A 22708-nucleotide genomic window follows, 5' to 3' on the forward strand; every position below is an offset into this window, starting at 1 on the left:
GAGTGTTATTTAGCTCCAAAGGAAAGGGACGCACATGAAGAATGATGATTATCGAGAAATCGCCCAAGCTTTGACGCGAGTTAATACCGCGATTACTTGGATCGAGGAGCAGGAATTAAGGAAAAGTCGGTTTAATGATTTGACCTTAAAAGAGTTACATGCAATTGATGCAATTACGATGTATGATCAGCCAACAGCCTCGGTCCTCGCAGAACGATTGCATGTTGCGCCGGGGACGGCTACGGCAACAATTGATCGCTTATGTCGGAAAGGTTATGCACAGCGTTTGCCTGACCAGCATGATCGGCGGGTAATTCGGATCACTTTAACGAAGAAGGGTCGGTTAATATATCGAACGCAACGGGCCTTTCATGATCGTTTGGCCAATAGTTTCTTAAAGGATGTTGACGACGATCAATTAGGGGTGATCAAGAAGAGTTTGGCGAACTTAGAAGATTTTTTAAATGTAAACCTAAGATAGTAAGAGGAACCCATCTTCGTGGAAGCAATCAAAATTATTGAGACGGCTCGATATGCTCCGTCCAAAATAGTTACTAATGACGACTTATCACAGATTATGGACACTTCTGATGAATGGATTACGGAGCGGACAGGAATTCGCCAGCGCCACATTAGTGAGGGTGAGAACACTTCAGATCTAGCGATAAAAGTTGGACAAAGCCTGCTCGCCAAGAGTGGATACCAGCTTGATCAAGTTGATTTGATTATTGTTGCCACCATGTCTCCAGACGCGTATACGCCTGCTACAGCGGCCATCGTACAAGGAGAATTGGGTGCCAGCCATGCCGTTGCCTTTGATATATCAGCGGCTTGTTCAGGTTTTATGTACGCCATGATGGTAGCTAAGCAACTTTTACAAATGCCGACCGTTAATCGGGCGATGGTCATTGGTGCTGAAGTCTTGTCTAAGATTATTGATTGGCAAGATCGGACGACGGCTGTTTTGTTTGGTGATGGCGCAGGTGGCGTGCTTTTAGAAAAAGATGCGTCCGCTACATCTATATTATTAGGTCAGAATTGGCAAACCTTTGGCGATCAACATGATGCCTTATCGGCTGGTTATACCAAGGTTGCCAACCAATTCCCAGGGCCAGTCACTGATTTAAAGCCCTTTTATATGGATGGGCACGGCGTCTATCGCTTTGCGACTCATCAAGTGCCCAAATCAATAATTACGGCCGCTAACCAAGCGTCAATTGATGTTGATGCAATTGACCACTTTATCTTACATCAAGCTAATGCTAGAATTATAAGGTCGGTTGCTAAACGTCTCCACGTGTCACAAGAGAAATTTCCTATCAATATTAATGAATATGGAAATACTTCAGCGGCCAGTGAACCAATCCTTTTATCTGAATGTGTTGATCAGGGGATTGTAAAACGCGGGGATATTATTGCCCTGAGTGGTTTCGGGGGTGGCTTAACCGTTGGAACCATGATTATTAAGTATTAAAATATAAAAAGTGAGGATATTAAAATGACTAAAGAAGAAATTTTTGCCAGTGTTAAGGAAGTTGTTGTTGAAGAATTAGATCTTGATGAAGACCAAGTTACTTTAGACGCAAAGATCAAAGAAGACCTAGATGCTGATAGTCTAGATGTTTTTGAAATCATGAACAAATTGGAAGACAAGTTTGATATTCAACTTGATGTTGATGAAAACGTACAAACGATTGGTGACGTTGTTGACTTCGTTAAGAAGCAAATGGATGAACAGGCTTAATTAAATGCGTTTAGGGATTCTGTTTAGTGGCCAGGGCTCACAGAAGCCGGGAATGGGGATTGACCTTTTGGCCGATCCTCTTTTTCTAAAAACTGTAAAAACGGCTAGTGAAGCTAGTGGCCTTGATATTGAAACGATTCTTCGTGGTGAAAATGGTGAGTTGGACCAAACGATTAACGTACAACCAGCACTCGTCACCTTTAGCTACGGAATCTATCGAATGTTGCAACGGGATGTACCCGAATTGCCTATTGCGGCCATGGCCGGTCTATCTTTAGGTGAATATGCCGCCTTGATCGCGAGTCAGGCAATTGACCTGACAGCTGGCATTAGCTTATTAGCTGATCGGGCGAAGTACATGCAGGCTGATGCTGATGCAGTCACCAGTACAATGGCAGCGATTGTAAAGCCTAATTTACCAGAGGTGTTAGCGATTTGCGAAGCAAGCCAAAAGAACGGTCAACCGGTATACGTCGCTAACTATAATTCACCATCTCAAGTGGTTTTAGGTGGGACTCTACCAAATTTACAAGTGGCGGTGGATCAAATTACGGCCAATGGTTACGCCAAAAAAGCAGTAATTTTGAAGGTCAACGGGGCCTTTCACACGCCGCTCTTTAATGGGGCGCGGGCTAAAATGCATGACCGGTTACAAAGTGTTGATTTTAAGGAACCGGTTGTCCCGATGATTAGTAATACGACGGTTCAACCTCTCCATGCTGATGAAATTAAAGCAGTCATGGAGCGTCAATTGGCGGTTCCAACTCATTTTGGTGAAGATCTGCAATATATGATTGATCACCAAGGAGTCGATGCTACTTTGGAAATCGGACCAGGTAAGACCTTGTCACAATTTGCCAAGCAAGTTGATCGAGGATTAACTCGTTATCATATTGAAACTTTGGCTGATTATCAAGAATTTGTAAAGGAGATCCAAAATGGAACTCAAGGATAAAGTAGTCTTAATCACCGGAAGTTCGCGAGGAATTGGTGCTGCTACGGCCTTAGCTTTTGCTAAAGCTGGCAGTAAAGTAATTCTGAACGCCCGTCATGAGCTACCGAGTGAATTGACGGATGAACTAACGGCGTTAAATACTGAATATACTTTCTTACAAGCGGATGTTGCTGATCCAGATACTATTAAGGATTTTGCTCAAACTGCTTGGGATACCTATGGTCATGTGGACGTATTAGTTAACAATGCCGGGATCACTCGCGATAAGTTAATGATTGGGATGAAGTTAGATGACTTTGATCAAGTTATTAACGTCAACTTGCGAGGACCATTTATGTTGACGCAAGCTATTTTGAAGAAAATGAACAAACAACGTTCAGGGAGTATCGTTAATTTAGCTAGTGTTGTTGGGCTACATGGGAATGCCGGTCAAGCTAACTATGCTGCTAGTAAAGGTGGCATTATTGGCCTGACGAAGACCGTGGCTCAAGAAGGGGCAATGCGTGGGATCCGTTGTAACGCGATTGCACCGGGAATGATTGAAAGTGATATGACGGCAGTTTTGTCAGATAAGGTTAAAGAACAACTATTAAACCAGATTCCATTAAAACGGTTGGGTGACCCTGAAGAAGTGGCCCAAGCAGCATTGTTCTTGGCACAAAATGATTATGTCACGGGACAAGCGATCGTGGTTGATGGTGGAATGACTATTTAGGAGGTCCAAATGACTCGAGTAGTGATTACAGGGATGGGAGCGATTGCCGCAAACGGAAATGGCTACCAAACTTTTGTCGAAAATACTTTAGCTGGTAAAGTTGGAATTAAGAAGATTACCAAGTTTGATGCAAGTGAAACTGGCATTACGGTTGCTGGTCAGATCGATGATTTTGATCCAGCACAAGTGGTTGGTAAAAAAGAAGCCCGGCGAATGGATTTATATTCTCAATATGCGATCCAAGTATCTCAAGAAGCGATTGATATGGCCGGGATTAATGAAGAAAACACTAATCCTGAAGACATGGGCGTCATCTTTGGTTCGGGGATCGGTGGTTTGACAACCATTGAAGAACAAATTATTAAGATGCATGAAAAAGGCCCACGGCGGGTTTCGCCATTTTTTGTACCAATGGCGATTTCTAATATGGCTGCTGGTAATATTTCGATTCGCTTTAATGCACAAAATATGGTTAGTTCTGTTGTGACAGCTTGTGCAACGGCTACGAACGCCATTGGTGATGCTTATCGGCAAGTTAAAGAAGGTCGGGCAGAAGTGATGATTGCTGGTGGTTCTGAAGCAGCAGTTAATGAAATTGGAATTGCTGGTTTTGCGGCTTTAACCGCCCTTTCAACAAATGAAGATCCAGAACACGCTTCATTACCATTTGATAAAGACCGGAATGGTTTCGTTTTAGGTGAAGGTGGGGCCGCTCTGGTATTAGAAAGTCTTGAACATGCCCAAGCACGAGGAGCCAAGATTCTTGGCGAAGTGGTTGGTTATGGATCAACCGGTGATGCCTACCATATCACCTCACCAGATCCGTCTGGAAAAGGTGCCGCTCGGGCCATGCAGCAAGCTATTAAAGAAGCGGGAATCACGCCGGATCAAGTTGATTATATTAATGCACACGGTACAGCGACCCATGCTAATGATAGTGGTGAATCCAAGTCCATCAACCGGGTATTTGGCGAAGATAATCACGTGCTGGTAAGTAGTACCAAGGGAATGACCGGCCATTTACTTGGTGGGGCTGGAGCAGTTGAAGCCGTCGCAACAGTAGCTGGTTTATTACAAGGGAAGTTACCAGCCAATGTTGGTTGCTTTGAACAAGATCCGGAATGCCAAGTTAATTTGGTAACAAAAGCTAATCAAGACCAACCAAAGGCGGAATATGCCTTGAGCAATTCCTTAGGGTTTGGTGGCCATAATGCCGTTTTAGCCTTCCGGAAGTGGAGTGATTAAGATGGAATTTAAAGATATTCAAAAATTAATGACGGCTTTTGAAAAATCGACCACGCGAGAAATGGATTTAACAGATGGTGATTTTCATCTTTATCTAAGCAAAAATGAACAGTCGGTTCGGTCTGTAGAACCGTCAACAACTAGTTCAGCAGCTCCAGCCCCGTCAACAAAAGGTGCTGAAGAAACCCCAGCTGAACCAGTGAAATCAGCTGGTCAATTGATTAAATCGCCTTTAGTTGGAACGGTTTATCTACAACCAAAGCCAGATACTCCAGCTTATGTTGAAGTTGGTAGTCAAGTTAAAGTTGGCGATGTTGTATGTATTGTGGAAGCCATGAAAATGATGACTGAAATTAAGAGTGAAGTTGCGGGAACCATTAGCGAAATTAATGTTCAAAATGGCGACTTAGTGGAAGTTGAGCAACCACTCTTTACAGTTACGGAGGGCTAAAATGTCAGAACCATTATTAGATTCAACAGCTATTCAAAAGATTTTGCCGCACCGTTACCCAATGCTATTAATTGATCGGGTGGAAGAATTAGAACCTGGTCAACGCGCGGTAGCAACGCGGAATGTCACGATTAATGAAAACGTCTTTAATGGACATTTTCCGCAAAACCCAGTCTTACCAGGAGCTCTAATTGTCGAATCACTAGCTCAAACTGGGGCGGTTGCTTTACTCTCACAACCGGAATTTAAGGGGAAAACAGCTTACTTTGGTGGAATCAAGTCTGCCCAATTCCGCAAGGTTGTCCGGCCGGGTGATGTGATGAAGTTAGAAGTAACTTTAGATAAGGTTAAACGCAACATTGGTTCAGGGAAAGGAATTGCCTGGGTTGATGGCAAAAAAGCATGTACGGCTGAACTAACCTTTTTCATTGGATAGGAGACAAAAATGTTTTCAAAGGTACTAGTAGCTAATCGTGGGGAGATTGCGGTTCGAATTATTCGGTCTTTACGGGAATTAGGTATTAAGTCGGTAGCGATTTACTCAACTGCTGATCGGGATAGTTTACACGTTCAATTAGCTGATCAAGCTGTTTGTGTCGGCACCCAACGTCCACAGGATTCATATTTAAATATGAATAATATTTTGGCAGCTGCGATTGGTACAGGTGCCGAAGCAATTCATCCTGGATTCGGCTTTCTTTCAGAAAACGCTGAATTTGCGGAAATGTGTGAAGACCTCGGGATCAAGTTCATTGGGCCACGTCCAGAAACCATTGATCAAATGGGTAATAAGGAACATGCTCGGGAACAAATGATCAAGGGGCATGTTCCAGTAATTCCCGGGAGTGATAGTTATGTCCAGACCGTGGAAGAGGCTAAACAAGTTGCGGGTCAAATCGGTTATCCTGTTTTATTGAAAGCCGCTTCCGGTGGTGGTGGAAAAGGGATTCGACGGATTGAATCGTCCCAAGAATTAGAGCGCTCCTTTAATGAAGCCCAAAGTGAAGCACGGGTGTCATTTAATGATGACCGGATGTATCTAGAAAAAATTATGGAAAACGTGAAACATATTGAGGTTCAAGTTTTTCGTGATGATTTCAATAATGCTGTTTATTTTCCAGAACGAGATTGTTCGCTACAACGGAATAAGCAGAAGGTAATTGAAGAAAGCCCTTGCCCGCTGATTACTGAGGAACAACGTCAAGAATTAGGTGAAATTGCCCTGCGAGCGATTGAAACGATTGACTATCGGAATACGGGAACCTTAGAGTTCTTGATGGATCAAAATCATCATTTTTACTTTATGGAAATGAATACTCGGATCCAGGTTGAACATACAGTCACCGAAATGGTAACGGGAATTGATATTGTGAAGGCTCAGGTTACGGTTGCCGCAGGAGAACCATTGCCATTTAGCCAAGCCGATATTCAATTGAATGGGCATGCGATCGAATGTCGGATCAATGCTGAAGATCCGCAAAAGAATTTTATGCCATCGACAGGTGAGGTTTCCTATCTTTACTTACCAGTTGGTAATCTAGGAATGCGGATTGATACGGCCTTGTATCCAGGTTCTGTCGTAACCCCTTTTTATGATTCCATGATTGCTAAGGTCATTGCTTTAGGAAACGATCGAACGGAAGCCATTGAAAAGTTAAAGAGATTAATTAATGAAATGGTAATAATGGGAATTACCACTAATCAAAAATTTCACCTTGCAATTCTGAACGATCCGGAATTTATTGCCGGCACCTTTACAACTAATTATCTTGAACAAGAATTTTTACCACGTTGGAAGGGAGAGGTTCGTAGTGAAACTGTATCGTAAAAGTAACACTTTAAGCGAACACCACATTAAAGCTGACCCAGCTGCTAATCAAAAAGTCCCTGATGGTTTGTGGCAGAAATGTCCGAAATGTCAGACTGCCCTTTTTATGAAACAATTAGATCAATACGTGACCTGCCCGAAATGTGATTATGGCTTTCGGATTTCGGCTCAGGATCGTTTAAAGTGGCTGGTGGATGATTTTCAACCCATGGATACGGATTTACAAACAGCTGATCCTTTGGATTTTCCGGGTTATTTAGATAAAATTCAGCGAGCCCAGCAGCAAACCGGGTTGAATGACTCGGTTGCGACCGGGCGGGCGGTAATCAATCAAACCAGTTTTAATCTTGGTATTATGGATCCAACCTTCATTATGGGATCTTTGGGTTCGGTAACTGGTGAAAAGATTACCCGCTTGTTTGAAGATGCAACGCAAGACCGATTGCCAGTAGTACTGTTCACGGCATCGGGAGGAGCACGAATGCAAGAAGGGATCACCTCCTTAATGCAAATGGCGAAAGTTTCCAGTGCGATTGCTCGACACAGCGAAGCCGGTTTGTTATATATTGTGGTTTTGACTGATCCGACGACTGGTGGGGTTACCGCAAGTTTTGCCATGCTAGGGGATATTATTTTAGCTGAACCCCATGCGATGGTTGGCTTTGCCGGCCGCCGGGTGATTGAGCAGACCATGCATGAAAAGATTCCAGCCAATTTACAAGAGGCTGAAAATGTTTTGGATCACGGTTTTATTGACCAAATTGTCAAACGTCAGGATGAAAAAGCGACCTTAGAATGGTTGTTGCAGAATGGAGGTCATTAGCATGAGTCAGTTAACAGCAGCTGAAATTGTCAAAGCCTCCCGCAGTGAATCAAAAATCACTGGTGTGGAAATTATTCAACAACTATTTCCGGATTTCATGGAACTTCATGGTGATCGGCGAGGAAGTGATGATCCGGCGATTGTTGGTGGTTTAGCGACCTTTAATGGTCAACCAATTACGGTCATTACGACGGATCGTGGGAAGAGTATTGCTGAGCGAGTGGCTAAACATTTTGGCAGTCCTGAACCTGGTGGTTATCGCAAAGCCTTACGATTAACCGAACAAGCGGGTAAGTTTCATCGTCCCGTAGTGATGCTGGTTAACACTGCCGGGGCCTATCCGGGACGTTCCGCTGAGGAAAATGGTCAAGGCCAAGCAATTGCGGAAAATCTCTTAGCAATTAGTCAAATTCCAACGCCCATCATCACCATCATTTATGGTGAAGGGGGTAGCGGCGGGGCGCTCGCATTGGCCTGTGGTGACCAGGTTTGGATGCTTGCTAATAGTACTTACTCAATTTTATCTCCTGAAGGTTTTGCTTCAATCTTATGGAAAGATAGCAGTCGCGCGGATGAAGCAGCTGAAGTGATGCAAATGACTCCAGAAGCCCTTTTGAAAAAACAGGTTATTGAAGGTGTCATACCAGAATCAACTGATCATCAAGTTACGACGGCACAGATTGAAGCCGTTCTCAAGCGGGAATTACCGAAGTTACAAGAGTTAACCCCCGAAGAATTACTTAGTCAACGTCACCAACGTTATCGAAAATTTTAAAAGGAAGAAGCAATGTCAGGCATTTTAGAAAATAAAAAGATTGTCATTATGGGAGTCGCCAACAAGCGTTCAATCGCTTGGGGTTGTGCCAAAGTGATGGCAGAACAAGGTGCGGAGCTTATCTATACCTATAATCGTGATCGGACCTTAAAGAGTATTAAAAAGCTAGTTGATGATGACAACCGTTTGATTCAATGTGATGCATCCGATGAAGCTAGTATTCAAGCAGCTTTTAATACAATTTTAGACCGGTTTGGTAAGGTTGATGGGATCGTCCATTCAATTGCTTTTGCTAACCAAGAAGATTTGGGTGGTGAAATCATGGATGTAACGGAGGAAGGATATAATTTAGCTCAAGATGTATCCGCATATTCTTTAATTGCGGTCGCGCGAAATGGTCGTAAGATCCTAAATGATCCGGCTAGTATTGTGGCGATGAGTTACTTTGGCGCAGAACGGGCAATTCCTAATTATAATGTAATGGGAGTTGCTAAAGCCGCTCTAGAAGCGAATGTACGGTACTTAGCTCGTGATATGGGTAAGTATGGTGTACGCGTGAATGCGATCTCGGCAGGAGCAATCAAGACTTTAGCGGTTACCGGGGTTCAAGGACACAAAGACTTATTGCGGATGTCGCAAGAACGAACAGTTGATGGGAAGGATGCCACTCAAGAAGAAGTAGGGGGAACCTGTGCTTTCTTAATGAGTGATTTATCAACTGGGGTAGTTGGTGACGTGATTTACGTTGATAAGGGTGTCCATTTAATTTAATAACTACTAATCTTCCTGAAAGTTACTGATGGAAGATTTTATTTTCAAGTTTGGTCAACTAAAATATAAAACTAGTTGACGAGGAGTGTTTATGAATTTGAATCATCAGAATTTACGTCATTTGACCCAGGCATCAGTTATTTTAGCTTTAACGATCATTTTTGGTTTTTTTCCTGGGATTCCTTTAGCGATTATTCCCGTCACAATTGTCCTCCAGAATTTAGGGATGATGTTGGCAGGAGAAATTTTAGGACCTTGGTGGGGAACCGGGACTATGATCACTTTTCTGGGCATGGTAGCTCTTGGGTTACCTATCCTTTCGGGTGGTCATGGTGGCTTGCAGGTCTTATTATCACCCTCAGGATGTTATTTGATTATGTGGATAATCGCCCCATTTATCATGGGATGGCTACTGAGAATTAATTTTTTGCGTCAGCATTGGTGGTCTGAATTAATCATTGTCTGGTTAACGGGAGCTGTGCTGGTTGATTTGATGGGCGGCCTTTTATTGTCATGGTGGATGCACTTTTCCTTATCCTTTACCTTAGGGGCAATGATGATTTATTTACCAGGTGATACGATTAAGGTTTGTCTGTCGGTCATAATTGCTCGGCGTTTGCGAAAATCCAAGGTAATTGATTAGGAGATCGCGATGTTAAAGGATGAAATTTTAACAGCTTTAATTGATCATCAAAGCTGGCTAAATGGTAACGAGTTAGCAAGTCAGTTAGGGGTAACCCGAGCAGGCGTATCTAAGGCCATTCAACAATTAAAAGCCAGTGGTTATCAGATCGCGGTTGATCATGCCAAGGGATACCGGTTTGTGGGGACCAAGCATTTAAGCCGGCAATTGATTCAACGCCAAATGGAATCGTCGACTCTGTGGAAGTTGGAAGTGTGGGATGAAGTTACGTCGACCCAAGATCGGGCTAAAGAAATCATTGCAAATGAATCTGACGATCGATTCATCGCGGTAATCGCAAATCATCAAACGCGGGTCATGGACGGTTAGGACGGAAATTCTATTCGCCAGCTCAAACGGGCCTATATTTTAGTGTGGTTATTCCCCAACAGCCAATTGAACAGATTACCAAAGCTGGTTTACTAACAACGAGTGTTGCGGTGGTAATAAGTGAGGAATTAGAAAGGTTAATTCCTGGATTAAGGCTTCAAGTGAAGTGGGTTAATGATCTTTACTTGGGGCAACAAAAGATTGCGGGGATTTTAACGGAAGCAGTTTTGGATGTTGATAATCCCCAGTGGGGATCAATTATTGTAGGAATTGGAATTAATTTATCAACTACCAAATTTCCCGCAGAACTCCACGACCAAGTGGCATCTTTGCAGGTAGTCGATTTTGATCGAAATCAGTTTTTAGCGAGCTTCTTGAATCGCTTTAGTAACTTAAATGCAACTTATAGCAGTGGATGTTATTTACCTGCTTATCGGCAGCGTCAATTATTGATTGGTCGCCAAGTTACTTTAGTGTGTGGAAGTGAACAAGTGACCGGGTTGGTTGACGGGATTGATGATCAAGGAGCCCTAGTATTGAAGGTTGCTGATCAAAAGTTGCGAACTTTTGATAGTGGAGAAGTAACTAAAGTTAAATGGTAACTAAAAATAAGCTGAAGGAATGATCCTCAGCTTATTTTTTAGTTATCCAGATCAAAAGATTCTAAAGCTTCCGCGGCTTCAGTCCAGGCTAATTCAGCTTCATCAGCTTGGGCTTGATAGTGGTCCAATTCCTTTTGGAGATCGGTTAACTTTGCGATATCTGAAGCGACTTCCGGCTGATTCATGGTTTCTTGAATCTTGGCAATTTGCTGATCAAGTTTTTCCATCGCCTCTTCGTATTCATCCACTTTCCGTTGAAGTTTCCGCCGCTCCCGTTGAATCTCTTTAGTAGCTTGATAAGATCCTTGCTTTGGTTTGGCCATCTCATTAGTTGTCTCTTCGCTTACTTGAGCAGAAGTTTGATCAAGTGTCGCTAAATAATCATCATAGTCCCCTTCATAACTAGTGGCATGATCAGGGTGGATGGCTACTAGCTGGGTCGCAACTTGATTAATAAAGTATCGATCATGTGAAACAAATAACACCGTGCCGGTAAATTCGTTAATGGCGGCTTCTAAGACTTCGCGACTGTCGATGTCTAAGTGGTTCGTCGGTTCGTCTAGCACTAGGAAGTTCATTGGTTGGAAGGAAAGTTTGGTTAATTCTAACCGGGCTTTTTGTCCCCCGCTGAGGTCCTTAACCTGCTTATAGACATCATCACCGATAAATAAAAAGCTTCCCAGCAGGGTCCGGATTTCGGTTTCGTCGACTTCGGGATGCTCGTCCCAAACTTCATCTAAAACAGTTTTTTCGGGATGGAGCTGTTGTTGCTCTTGGTCGTAATAACCAATTTCAAGGTTGGCACCAAGTTTGACCGTTCCGCTAATGGGGGGGAGCAGATTTAAAATCGTTTTTAAGAGGGTCGATTTACCGATTCCGTTGGGTCCAATAATCCCCAACCGCTGTCCTTTTCGTTCGGTAAAAGAGAGGGGGCCGGCGATTTTTTGATCATGGTAACCGATAGAAAGTTGGTCAACCGCAAGGACCTCATTGCCGCTCTCATGTTCGCTATGAAATTGAAAATGAATGGATCGATCATCGGTCGTGGGCCGCTCCATGCGCTCCATTTTTTCCAATTGTTTCCGTCGTGATTGCGCTCGCTTGGTGGTTGATGCCCGTACCAGATTACGATTAACAAAGTCCTCTAATTTGGCAATTTCTTTTTGTTGCTGGTCATAATGTTTCATTTCACTTTGCAACCAGTCGGCTTTATGATCAACAAATTGACTATAGTTTCCGGTGTAGTGGCGAAGCGTTTTTTGATCGAGATCGTAAACCTCATTAACTACCTGGTCTAAGAAATAGCGGTCATGAGACACAATGAGAAGGGCCCCATGATAAGTCTTCAAATAACTCTCTAACCAGGTTAGTACATTCATATCAAGATGATTGGTTGGTTCATCCAAGATTAATAATTGAGGGCGTTCTAACAGAATTTTTGCTAAAGCCAATTTGGTTTTTTTCCCACCTGAAAGATCAGTTACCGGTTGATCATACATTTGTTCAGGAAAACCAAAACCGGTCAAGACTCCCCGGATTTTAGAATTAATTTCATAACCACCTTGACTCTGAAATTTAGTTTGTAATTGATCATATTGGCCCGTAATGCTAGCAAAATCGTCACTGGTAGGATCAATCGTGGCTAATTGGCTTTCCAAATCATGAATGGTTGCTTCCATTTGATGGAGAGGGGCAAAAACACTATCCATTTCAGCCCAGATGCTATTTTGGCTATCTAGGCCTTGATCTTGGGCAAGATAACCAATGGTTAAGTCCCGCACGGTAGTAACTTCACCTTCATCGGGCGTCGTAATTCCGGCAATTATTCGAAGTAGGGTGGTTTTGCCGGCACCGTTTCGCCCAACCAAGGCAATTCGGGCATGGTCATTGATTTGTAGATTGATCTTGTGAAATAATGTGTCGGCTCCAAAGCGTCGCTCAACATTATTGGTTTGTAATAATAACATAATTGTTCCTTTGTGATATAGAAAGGTTTATAAGCTATTTGATTGTAGCATATCTCGCAAAATTTAGTAAAATATTGGCAAAATAATGAAAAACATTTCACAAACATTGGAAAACTTGTTATGATTAGCAGGTAAAGAAAAATGATTAATTAGGAGTAATACAGAAAGATGCCAAATCGTAAGATACCTCGGGCTACGGCCAAGCGCTTGCCAGTATACTACCGCTACTTAAACATCTTATTAAATGCCAACAAAAAGCGGGTATCATCGACCGAATTATCTGAAGCGGTGCAAGTCGATTCAGCTACGATCCGGCGTGATTTTTCTTATTTTGGGGAACTAGGGAAACGTGGTTACGGATATGATGTTGAAAAATTACTTAATTTTTTTAAGCGGGTCCTAAATCAAGACCAATTGACCAGTATCGCCTTAGTGGGGGTTGGGAATATTGGACGGGCTTTGATGAACTATAATTTCCATCAAAATACTAATCTGCGGATCTCGTGTGCTTTTGATCCCAAACCAGAATTAGCTAATACCATTCAAAGTGGGATTCCGGTTTATCCAGTCACTGAAATGCAAAAGCAATTGCGCGAGCAACAAATTGACGCTGTGATTTTGACGGTGCCGGGAGATCAGGCTCAAAAGGTGACGGATGAACTAGTAGAAACCGGAGTGCGAGGGATTCTGAACTTTACGCCAGTTCGGCTGTCAGTCCCTAAGGAAGTACAAGTCCAAAATATTGATTTAACTAACGAATTACAAACTTTGATTTACTTTATTGAAAGTACGCAAAAGTAAATTCAGAATTGAACCTCGTGAGTAGTAATCTGCTCCGGGGTTTTTCTAATTGTTGGTAAGTCAATAAATTTTAGGTGAAAGGTTGTCATAATTCGCATTAACGGCGCTATCATGGTAGAATAACAAAGATTATGTTTAACAATTAGACCAGCTATTAGTAAAAATCCCAATAGGTGGTCAATTTAAATTGGAGGAAAAGATTTAGATGGCTAACATTTTAAGAAAATGGGTCGAAAGTGATCGACGGGAACTCCGGCGAATTGCTCGGCAAGCTCGGAAGGTTGAAGAGTATGCTGATCAAATGGCATCACTAAAAGACGAAGAATTACAAGCCAAAACTCCAGAATTTAAAGAACGCTTGGCCAATGGGGAAACTTTAGATGATATTTTACCGGAAGCTTTTGCGGTTGCTCGGGAAGGAGCAAAACGGGTTTTAGGTTTATATCCATTCCACGTTCAAATCATGGGAGGAATTGTCTTGCATGGTGGGAATATCGCCGAAATGAAGACGGGGGAAGGGAAGACCTTAACCGCCACCATGCCAGTTTATTTAAATGCTCTTGCCGGCAAGGGTGTGCACGTTATTACCGTTAATGAGTATCTTTCGGAACGGGATGCTGAAGAAATGGGGCAACTCTATCATTGGCTAGGCCTATCTGTTGGGGTCAATGGGGCTGAACGAACGGCAGATGAAAAGCGGGCTGCCTATGCGGCTGATATTCTCTATTCAACTAATAGCGAAATCGGGTTTGATTATTTGCGGGACAACATGGCTGTTTACCAAGAAGATCAAGTACAACGCGGGCTGAATTTTGCGATTGTCGATGAGGTGGATTCGATCCTTATTGATGAGGCACGGACCCCATTAATTATTTCTGGACCAGGAACGGGCACTTCCAAGCTGTATCAACAAGCCGATCGATTTGTGAAAAAGTTGACGGAAGAAGATGACTACAAAATTGATCTGGAGTCCAAAACCGTTTCCTTAACTGATGATGGAATTAAAAAGGCAGAACAATATTTTAATCTGGACAACCTATACGACACCGATAATACAGCCTTAACGCATCACTTGGACCAAGCTTTACGGGCCAATTACATCATGATGTTAGATAAGGATTATGTGGTCCGTGACGGTGAAGTCTTGATCGTTGATTCCTTTACCGGACGGGTGATGGAAGGTCGCCGATTCTCCGATGGGTTGCACCAAGCGATTGAAGCCAAGGAACATGTCGAAATTCAAGAAGAAAACAAGACGATGGCTAACATCACTTACCAGAACCTATTTCGGATGTACAGTAAGCTTTCCGGAATGACGGGGACGGCGCGGACAGAAATGGAAGAGTTCCGTGAAATTTATAATATGGATACGATCTCGATTCCGACGAACATGCCTGTTGCCCGGGTTGATGAACCGGACTTACTTTATCCAACCTTAACCAGTAAATTCCATGCGGTCGTCCGTAAAATTGATGAATTACATACCAAGGGTCAACCAATTCTGGTTGGGACGGTTGCGGTGGAAACCTCTGAATATCTTTCACATCTGTTGGATGAAAAGAAAATTCCGCACGTGGTCTTGAATGCAAAAAACCATGCTAAGGAAGCGGAAATCGTTAAGAACGCAGGTCAAGTTGGGGCTGTGACCATCGCCACCAATATGGCCGGTCGGGGAACTGATATTAAATTAGGACCTGGCGTCCGTGAACTTGGTGGTTTAGCGGTGATTGGGACCGAACGACATGAATCACGGCGAATTGATAATCAATTACGAGGCCGGTCGGGTCGGCAAGGTGATCCGGGCTTATCACAATTTTACTTATCATTGGAAGATGACCTTATGAAGCGGTTCGGTGGCGACCGGATCAAAGCCTTTTTACAACGGCTTCAAGTTGATGATGATGATGAAGATGTTGTAATTAAGAGTCGGTTCTTGACGCGGCAAGTTGAATCGGCCCAAAAACGGGTTGAAGGTAATAACTATGATTCTCGGAAGAACGTCTTACAATACGATGACGTCATGCGGGAACAACGGGAAATTATCTACAAAGAACGTCAAAAAGTGATTACCGAAAGCGAATCCCTTGATAATGTCTTAATGCCAATGGTTGAACGGACCGTCCAACGAGCAGTGGACCAACATACCTTGGGTGATCAAAAGGATTGGGATCTGAATCGGATTGTTGATTTTGCTAGCGAAGTGATCACCAAGCCAGAGAAACTTCAGGTAGCTGATCTCGAAGGACTATCCACGACGGAGATTGTGGAAAAACTTATGACCTTAGCTAATGAAGTATACGACGAAAAGAAGGACCAACTTTATGATGCTGCTCAAATGCTTGAATTTGAGAAAGTCGTCATCTTACGGGTAGTCGACTCCCATTGGACTGATCATATTGATATGATGGATCAATTCCGCCAATCCGTTGGATTACGGGGATATGGACAACGTAATCCTTTGGTTGAATATCAAATGGCGGGTTACCAAATGTTTGAACAAATGATCACGGATATTGAATATGAAGCAACGCGCTTATTCATGAAGTCGGAAATTCGGCAAAACGTAACAAGATAAACACACTTTGTGGGGGCTGGAGGGATTCAGCTCCCCTTTTATTCTTTAAATGAGGTCTTTATGGAAATCAGTGATATTAATAAACAAATAGAAGCGCTCCAAAACGAGGTAGCTAGCTTCGGGAGGTCTCTTTGACTTAGATGCCTTAAACGAAACGATTGCAGAACACGAAAATCAGATGACGGTACCAGGTTTTTGGGATGACAATCAGCAGGCCCAGAAATTGATTGATGAGACTAACCAATTGAAAGGTCGTCGGGATACCTTTTTATCCTTGCAAACTGCAGTGAATGACCTGATTGATTTGAGAGATTTATTAAGCCTAGAAGCGGATGCGGACCTAGAAAACGAGTTGGAAAACAATTTGAGGCGAACCACGTCTGAGGTGGAAAAGTACCAATTAAATCAACTTTTAGATGGTCCTTATGATGCGAATAATGCGATCTTAGAAATTCATCCAGGCGCTGGGGGGACGGAAGCCCAAGATTGGGGTGAAATGCTGTTGCGAATGTACACTCGATGGGCGGAACAACATCAATATCAAGTTGAAATCGCGAATTATGAAGCCGGTGAAGAAGCGGGTATCAAGAGTGTCACGTTAATTATTAAGGGCCATAATGCATATGGATTCTTACATCCAGAAAAAGGGGTTCATCGGCTAGTGCGGATTTCTCCGTTTGATTCAGCCAATCGACGGCATACCTCTTTTGCTTCGATTGATGTCATGCCCGAGATGGATGATAGCATCGAGATTGATATTAACCCGGCTGATTTACGGGTGGATACTTTCCGGTCTAGCGGGGCTGGGGGACAGCATATCAACAAGACTGATTCAGCAATCCGGATCACCCACTTGCCAACAGGGATTGTGACTTCATCACAAGCGGAGCGGTCGCAACTCCAGAACCGGGAAACGGCAATGCGGATGTTAAAGTCTAAATTATATGAATTAGAGCAAGAAAAGCAGGCTGAGGAGCGGGCTAAAATTGCAGGAGAACAACTGGAGAATGGTTGGGGGTCCCAGATTCGCTCTTACGTTTTGCACCCATATTCTTTAGTTAAGGATACCCGGACCGGTTATGAAACTCATGATACCCAAGGGGTTTTAGATGGTGATTTGGATCCTTTTATTAATGCTTTTTTGAAATGGCAATTAAGTCAGAAAAATCCCCAATAAACTTGGTTAAAGGAGGACACTATGAAAAAGCGACGAAAGCAAAAACAATTAACGCGTTCGGCTGATAATCGAGTCTTGGGGGGCGTCCTAGGAGGTTTTGCTAATTATCTAGGTTGGAACGCCAATGTTTTACGGGTTTTATATTTAATCGTGACGGCACTGACTTCTTTCCTACCGGGAATTGTGATCTATATTGTCTTATACGTCACCATGCCAGCTGATCCCCAGCAACAAGATATGTGGTCCTATTTACGCGATCAAATTCCAAAGATCCGTGAATTTGATTTCAATAGCTTAAATTTTAAGCGGAAAGAATTGCATGACGTGGAGGAAAAAGACGTCAAAGATGCCAATGATGAAGATAAAAAGGAGTAAATCATGACTGATAGTAAGACTTCTGTGACCGTCGAAGAGCTCATTAATAATGCTCGGTTGAAAATTTTACAGGGGGCTGAATATATTGATCGTCCTATTGTAACGGGAAATATTTGTCGGCCGGCATTACCATTTGCTGGTTATTTCACCCATTATCCGGCCGAACGGATTCAATTATTAGGGATTACCGAAAATGCCTTTGCCGATGAGGTCGACCACGAGAAATTGGCTGAGTATTGCGAGCGGATGTGCTGTGAGGAGACCCCTTGCTTTGTGATTACTTCCGATTTGCCGATCTTACCAGAACTAAAGGTTGCCGCGGCCAAGGCTAATATTCCAATTTTAGGGACGCATTTGACCTCATCGCGGGCCATTGGCAATATGTCAGCTTATCTCTGGAGTCAATTAACACCACGGGAATCAGTGCATGGGGTATTGGTTGATATTAACGGCACTGGGGTCATGTTGACAGGTGATTCGGGAGTTGGAAAGAGTGAAACCGCTTTGGAATTAATTCGCCGGGGGCATCGGTTGGTAGCCGATGATCGAGTAGAAGTGTACGCACGTGATGAACGGGATTTAGTTGGATCAGCCCCAGCTATCCTAAAACACATGATGGAAATTCGAGGAATTGGGATCATTGATGTGATGACTCTCTTCGGGACTGGCGCTGTATTGGATGAAGACGAAGTTGATTTGATCATTCATCTAGAATCGTGGTCGCCTGATAAAAAGTTTGATCGCTTAGGGCATCGTGGAGATACCCGAACGATTCAAGACATCGCGGTGCCACAAATTTCCCTTCCCGTGAAAAGTGGACGAAACCTGGCGATCATTATTGAATCGGCAGCGATGAATTTCCGGGCTCAAAATATGGGTTATGATGCGACGACGACCTTTGATAATAACCTTCACCAATTAATTAAGCAAAACTCAAAAGGTAACTAGATCGCATGAAAATTGAATTAATTAATGGGGCTATTAATCCGATTGCCCTGCAATGGGGGCCTTTTAAGGTCCACTGGTATGGGATTATTATTGCGAGTGCGGTTATCCTAGCCTTGTGGTTATCAATTCGAGAGGGGCGCCGTTTAGGAATCCCCGAAGATGATTTCTATGATGTCTTATTGTGGTCACTACCGATTGCGGTGATTTGTGCCCGCACTTATTATGTGGCTTTTCAATGGTCATATTATTCGCATAATCTTAGCGAGATTATCGCCATTTGGGATGGCGGAATTGCAATTTATGGGGCCTTGATTGGTGGCTTAATCACCATTCTTTGCTTTTGCCACTATCGTCATTTGGATGCCTGGCGCTTTTTAGATGTGTTAGCTCCGAGTGTTATTTTGGCGCAGGCAATCGGACGCTGGGGGAACTTTATGAACCAGGAAGCTTATGGGCTGGTGACGACGAAAGCCCATCTGATGGCTCTACATTTGCCAACCTGGATCATTAATCAAATGTATATCGGCGGGGCCTACCGGGTGCCGACTTATCTATACGAATCGGTTGGTGATTTACTTGGTTTTGTTATTCTTATTATTATTCGGCATCACCATCATTGGCTTAAACAAGGAGAGATTCTTTGTGGTTATTTAGGTTGGTATGCAGTGGTGCGGATGATAGTTGAAGGGATGCGGACGGACAGCTTGATGTTGGGGCAGTTAAGGGTTTCTCAGTGGCTGTCAGTCGTGATATTGATTGCGGTAGTGATAATTGTTATCTATCGGCGGCGTCATTTTAACCTGCCATGGTATTCGGATTTAATAATCAAGGAGAAAAAATTATGACAGAAAAAGTAGCAGTTTTAGGTGCTGGTTCGTGGGGGAGCATTTTAGCAAATGTTTTAGTCGAGAATGGCCACCAGGTTAAACTATGGTCGCGGAATGCTGATCAGGTTCAAGAGATGAATCAAGATCATACAAATCATCGCTATTTACCCAATTTGACTTACCAAGCAGGGCTGGAAGCAACTACTGATATGGCCGCAGCAGTTAAAGATGCTAGTTTAGTTTTAATCGTGATTCCAACGAAGGGCTTACGGGAAGTGGCCCATCATTTAGCCCAGGTGCTAAGCGCCAGTGGAGCTGGTCCAGTGATTGCTCATGCGACCAAGGGATTGGAACAGGGCTCATATAAGCGACCATCGGAAATGATTCAAGAAGAAATCGCTCCCACAAATCGTCAAGGGATCGTGGTTCTTTCAGGACCGAGTCATGCTGAAGATGTTTCAATCCACGATATGACCGCTGTGACGGCAGCTTCCAGCGATGAACAAGCGGCAAAATTTGTGCAAGGCCTATTCATGAATCATTATTTCCGAGTTTATACTAATGATGACGTGATTGGCGCCGAATTTGGTGCGGCACTTAAAAATGTGATCGCGATCGGTTCGGGCGCCTTGACCGGGCTTGGTTATCATGATAATGCCCGGGCAGCTTTGATTACCCGCGGACTAGCGGAAATTCGTCGGTTAGGGGTATCATTTGGTGCTAATCCAATGACTTTTATTGGCCTATCGGGGGTCGGTGATTTAGTAGTTACGGCTACCAGCAAAAATTCGCGAAACTGGCGAGCTGGCTATCAGTTAGGTCAAGGTAAGCCTTTAGACCGAGTTGTTGCCGAGATGGGAATGGTGATTGAAGGACTCTCGACAGTTAAGGTGGCCCATGAGCTGGCCCAAAAACGGCAGGTGAAGATGCCAATTACCGAAGCGATTTATGAGGTCGTTTATAATGGGCAAGACATTCAACAAGTCTTAGCTGATTTAATGACGCGAGAAGGAACTTCAGAAGTTGAATAAAATGTGTTAAAATGATAACGCATTCAAAATGCAATAACAAAGTACGTACCGTACGGAGGACTAATATGAAAAAAGTACGCAAAGCGATTATTCCAGCTGCAGGGTTGGGGACGCGATTCTTACCTGCGACGAAAGCCTTAGCCAAGGAAATGTTACCAATTGTCGACAAGCCAACCATTCAATTTATTGTTGAAGAAGCGCGGAAGTCAGGGATTGAAGACATTGTCGTTGTTGATGGGAAGAACAAGCGCTCCATTGAAGATCACTTTGATTCCAACCCTGAATTGGAAGACAATCTACGCGAAAAGCATAAAGATGAAATGCTTAAATTGGTAGAAGAAACGACTGATATTAACATTTACTTTATTCGTCAATCGCATCCACGGGGCTTAGGTGATGCGGTTTTGACGGCGCGAGCTTTTATCGGGGATGAACCATTTGTTGTAATGTTAGGGGACGATTTAAACAACATTAATAACGATGGTAAGCCATTAACGCAAGAATTAATTGATTCTTACGAAGAAACGGGCGCTTCCACCTTAGCAGTAATGCGGGTGCCACATGAAGACACAGCCAAATACGGGGTTATCAATCCAAGTGCTGAAGTTAAACCAGGCTTGTTCAATGTCACGAGCTTTGTTGAAAAACCGGCTCCTAAAGATGCTCCTAGTGATTTAGCAATCATTGGACGCTATGTCTTTACCCCCGAAATTTTTGACGTGTTAGCAAACACGAAGCCGGGCAAAGGGGACGAAATTCAATTAACGGATGCCATTAATACTTTAAATAAGACCCAACGTGTCTTTGCCCATGAATACAAGGGAAAGCGTTATGACGTGGGTAATAAGTTTGGCTGGATTGAAACGAACATTGAATATGGTTTGAATCACCCAGAAACGAAAACTGAATTACGCGAATACATTAAAGAATTAGGGGCTAAGTTTGTTAAAGAAGACAGCAAAGCCAGCAAAAAATAAACCTAAAAACTATCCCGAAGGTTAAAATCAGCCTTCGGGATTTGTTTTAGGGTGGGATAAGTCGGTTTGCTCGACAAGTTCAGTAAAAAACATTAAGATATCATTATCAAAAAACGAGGAGCAAAAAGATGGTAGAAGCAACAAAAACCAATTATGATGTCATCGTGATCGGGGCTGGCCCTGGTGGAATGACGACGGCAATGTATGCCTCCCGAGCAGATTTAGATGTCTTAATGTTGGATCGGGGGATTTACGGGGGAAACCTTAACAATACAGGGACGATTGAGAATTATACTGGTTTCAAAACTGTTCAGGGACCGGAATTAGCTGAACAAATGTATCAAGGGGCCACCCAATTTGGGGCTAATTATGCCTATGGTTCAGTAACCAAAGTCACGGTGGATGAGAATGGCTTAAAACACGTGACGACTGATATGGATGAAACCTTTACGGCCCGTGCCTTAGTAATTGCGACAGGGACGCAACAAAAACATTTAGGAATTCCTGGCGAAGAAGAATATGGAGGCCGGGGAGTTTCCTATTGCGCGGTTTGTGACGGTGCTTTTTTTAAGGGGAAGCATTTAGCCGTGATTGGTGGTGGCGATTCAGCAGTTGAGGAGGGAATGTACCTGACTCAATTCGCAGATCAAGTGACGGTAATTGTTCGGCGGGATAAATTACGGGCACAACCAATGTTACAAGACCGGGCGAAGGCAAATGACAAGATGGAGTTTGTTTTTAATACTAGTCCCACAGAAATTATCGGGGATGATAATAAAGTGACTGGCATTAAGCTCCACGACAACCTGACCAATACTGATCGTGACCTTGCCGTGGATGGGGTCTTTATCTATGTTGGTAATACGCCGATGACACAACCATTTGCAGATCTAGGAATCATAGATGAACAAGGTTGGGTCAAGACTGATGAAAAGATGGCAACTCCGGTTGAGGGGATTTTTGCTATTGGGGATGTTCGTGAAACAGTCCTACGCCAAATTGCCACCGCCGTTGGAGATGGGGCGATTGCTGGGCAACAAGTATATCATTATTTAGAACAGTCTTAATTCTCAATGAAGAGGTCCTTGACAGGGCTTCTTTTTTCATTT

General features: G+C 43.3%; 25 protein-coding genes. 24 read left to right on the forward strand and 1 reads right to left on the reverse strand.

Going from position 1 to position 22708, the window contains the following annotated elements; all coding sequences use genetic code 11:
- The first annotated feature begins 34 nt into the window (after positions 1-34).
- The 15 genes from FC60_RS00400 (at position 35) to FC60_RS00470 (ending at position 10921) form a co-directional block, all read left to right on the forward strand.
- Entirely contained in the window at positions 35-481 is a 447-nt protein-coding gene (locus tag FC60_RS00400) for a MarR family winged helix-turn-helix transcriptional regulator (protein ID WP_056936561.1), read from the forward strand.
- Positions 482-499: 18 nt separating this feature from the next.
- The gene (locus FC60_RS00405; RefSeq protein ID WP_056936562.1) at positions 500-1474 is read left to right on the forward strand and encodes a beta-ketoacyl-ACP synthase III; all 975 of its coding nucleotides are present in this window, start codon (positions 500-502) and stop codon (positions 1472-1474) included.
- A 24-nt stretch (positions 1475-1498) separates the two neighbouring features.
- Positions 1499-1744, forward strand: a complete 246-nt coding sequence (locus tag FC60_RS00410; protein WP_056936563.1) for an acyl carrier protein — start codon at positions 1499-1501, stop codon at positions 1742-1744.
- Between the two features lie 4 nt (positions 1745-1748).
- A complete protein-coding gene (locus FC60_RS00415) occupies positions 1749-2699 on the forward strand; it encodes an ACP S-malonyltransferase (RefSeq protein ID WP_056936564.1) in 951 nt (316 codons plus the stop codon).
- Complete coding sequence (fabG, locus tag FC60_RS00420) at positions 2683-3414, forward strand: 3-oxoacyl-[acyl-carrier-protein] reductase (RefSeq protein ID WP_056936565.1); 732 nt, start codon at positions 2683-2685, stop codon at positions 3412-3414. The genes FC60_RS00415 and fabG overlap by 17 nt, the downstream gene beginning before the upstream one ends.
- A gap of 9 nt (positions 3415-3423) precedes the next feature.
- Positions 3424-4659 carry a beta-ketoacyl-ACP synthase II gene (gene fabF / locus FC60_RS00425; protein ID WP_056936566.1) on the forward strand — a complete coding sequence of 412 codons (1236 nt, stop codon included), beginning with the start codon at positions 3424-3426 and terminating at the stop codon, positions 4657-4659.
- 1 nt (position 4660) lies between these two features.
- Entirely contained in the window at positions 4661-5110 is a 450-nt protein-coding gene (gene accB, locus FC60_RS00430; protein WP_056936567.1) for an acetyl-CoA carboxylase biotin carboxyl carrier protein, read from the forward strand.
- A gap of 1 nt (position 5111) precedes the next feature.
- The gene (gene fabZ / locus FC60_RS00435) at positions 5112-5546 is read left to right on the forward strand and encodes a 3-hydroxyacyl-ACP dehydratase FabZ (protein WP_007121895.1); all 435 of its coding nucleotides are present in this window, start codon (positions 5112-5114) and stop codon (positions 5544-5546) included.
- A 9-nt stretch (positions 5547-5555) separates the two neighbouring features.
- Positions 5556-6938: an acetyl-CoA carboxylase biotin carboxylase subunit gene (gene accC, locus FC60_RS00440; protein ID WP_056936568.1), complete on the forward strand. Its 1383-nt coding sequence runs from the start codon at positions 5556-5558 to the stop codon at positions 6936-6938.
- A complete protein-coding gene (gene accD, locus FC60_RS00445; protein WP_056936569.1) occupies positions 6922-7761 on the forward strand; it encodes an acetyl-CoA carboxylase, carboxyltransferase subunit beta in 840 nt (279 codons plus the stop codon). The genes accC and accD overlap by 17 nt, the downstream gene beginning before the upstream one ends.
- A 1-nt stretch (position 7762) precedes the next feature.
- Entirely contained in the window at positions 7763-8536 is a 774-nt protein-coding gene (accA, locus tag FC60_RS00450; protein ID WP_082601306.1) for an acetyl-CoA carboxylase carboxyltransferase subunit alpha, read from the forward strand.
- 12 nt (positions 8537-8548) lie between these two features.
- Complete coding sequence (gene fabI, locus FC60_RS00455) at positions 8549-9307, forward strand: enoyl-ACP reductase FabI (protein WP_056936571.1); 759 nt, start codon at positions 8549-8551, stop codon at positions 9305-9307.
- Between the two features lie 91 nt (positions 9308-9398).
- Positions 9399-9950, forward strand: a complete 552-nt coding sequence (locus tag FC60_RS00460) for a biotin transporter BioY (RefSeq protein ID WP_056936572.1) — start codon at positions 9399-9401, stop codon at positions 9948-9950.
- A 9-nt stretch (positions 9951-9959) separates the two neighbouring features.
- The gene (locus FC60_RS00465) at positions 9960-10319 is read left to right on the forward strand and encodes an HTH domain-containing protein (RefSeq protein WP_056936573.1); all 360 of its coding nucleotides are present in this window, start codon (positions 9960-9962) and stop codon (positions 10317-10319) included.
- A complete protein-coding gene (locus tag FC60_RS00470; protein WP_082601307.1) occupies positions 10271-10921 on the forward strand; it encodes a biotin--[acetyl-CoA-carboxylase] ligase in 651 nt (216 codons plus the stop codon). The genes FC60_RS00465 and FC60_RS00470 overlap by 49 nt, the downstream gene beginning before the upstream one ends.
- A gap of 38 nt (positions 10922-10959) precedes the next feature.
- On the opposite strand, the gene FC60_RS00475 is transcribed toward FC60_RS00470, so the two are convergent.
- Complete coding sequence (locus FC60_RS00475) at positions 10960-12888, reverse strand: ABC-F family ATP-binding cassette domain-containing protein (protein ID WP_056936575.1); 1929 nt, start codon at positions 12886-12888, stop codon at positions 10960-10962.
- Between the two features lie 168 nt (positions 12889-13056).
- On the opposite strand from FC60_RS00475, the gene FC60_RS00480 reads away from it, so the two are divergent.
- From FC60_RS00480 to trxB, 9 genes are all read left to right on the forward strand, one after another.
- Positions 13057-13689 carry a redox-sensing transcriptional repressor Rex gene (locus FC60_RS00480; protein ID WP_007121888.1) on the forward strand — a complete coding sequence of 211 codons (633 nt, stop codon included), beginning with the start codon at positions 13057-13059 and terminating at the stop codon, positions 13687-13689.
- A 205-nt stretch (positions 13690-13894) separates the two neighbouring features.
- Entirely contained in the window at positions 13895-16264 is a 2370-nt protein-coding gene (gene secA, locus FC60_RS00485; RefSeq protein ID WP_056936576.1) for a preprotein translocase subunit SecA, read from the forward strand.
- Positions 16265-16324: 60 nt separating this feature from the next.
- A protein-coding gene (prfB, locus tag FC60_RS00490) for a peptide chain release factor 2 (protein ID WP_191978586.1) occupies positions 16325-17441 on the forward strand; the annotation gives its coding sequence in 2 pieces (ribosomal slippage) (positions 16325-16396 and positions 16398-17441; 1116 coding nt in all).
- A gap of 21 nt (positions 17442-17462) precedes the next feature.
- Complete coding sequence (locus FC60_RS09230; RefSeq protein WP_082601309.1) at positions 17463-17816, forward strand: PspC domain-containing protein; 354 nt, start codon at positions 17463-17465, stop codon at positions 17814-17816.
- 3 nt (positions 17817-17819) lie between these two features.
- On the forward strand, positions 17820-18764 hold the full coding sequence (gene hprK, locus FC60_RS00500) for an HPr(Ser) kinase/phosphatase (protein WP_056936578.1): 945 nt from the start codon (positions 17820-17822) through the stop codon (positions 18762-18764).
- A 5-nt stretch (positions 18765-18769) separates the two neighbouring features.
- On the forward strand, positions 18770-19609 hold the full coding sequence (lgt, locus tag FC60_RS00505; protein ID WP_056936579.1) for a prolipoprotein diacylglyceryl transferase: 840 nt from the start codon (positions 18770-18772) through the stop codon (positions 19607-19609).
- Complete coding sequence (locus FC60_RS00510; protein WP_056936580.1) at positions 19606-20622, forward strand: NAD(P)H-dependent glycerol-3-phosphate dehydrogenase; 1017 nt, start codon at positions 19606-19608, stop codon at positions 20620-20622. Before lgt ends, FC60_RS00510 begins: the two co-directional genes overlap by 4 nt.
- Positions 20623-20687: 65 nt before the next feature.
- Complete coding sequence (gene galU, locus FC60_RS00515) at positions 20688-21599, forward strand: UTP--glucose-1-phosphate uridylyltransferase GalU (protein WP_007121882.1); 912 nt, start codon at positions 20688-20690, stop codon at positions 21597-21599.
- Positions 21600-21727: 128 nt separating this feature from the next.
- Positions 21728-22666, forward strand: coding sequence for a thioredoxin-disulfide reductase (gene trxB / locus FC60_RS00520; protein WP_056936581.1), 939 nt, complete (start codon positions 21728-21730; stop codon positions 22664-22666).
- The last annotated feature ends 42 nt before the right edge of the window (positions 22667-22708 follow it).

Source organism: Limosilactobacillus gastricus DSM 16045 (assembly GCF_001434365.1).
Taxonomy (GTDB): domain Bacteria; phylum Bacillota; class Bacilli; order Lactobacillales; family Lactobacillaceae; genus Limosilactobacillus; species Limosilactobacillus gastricus.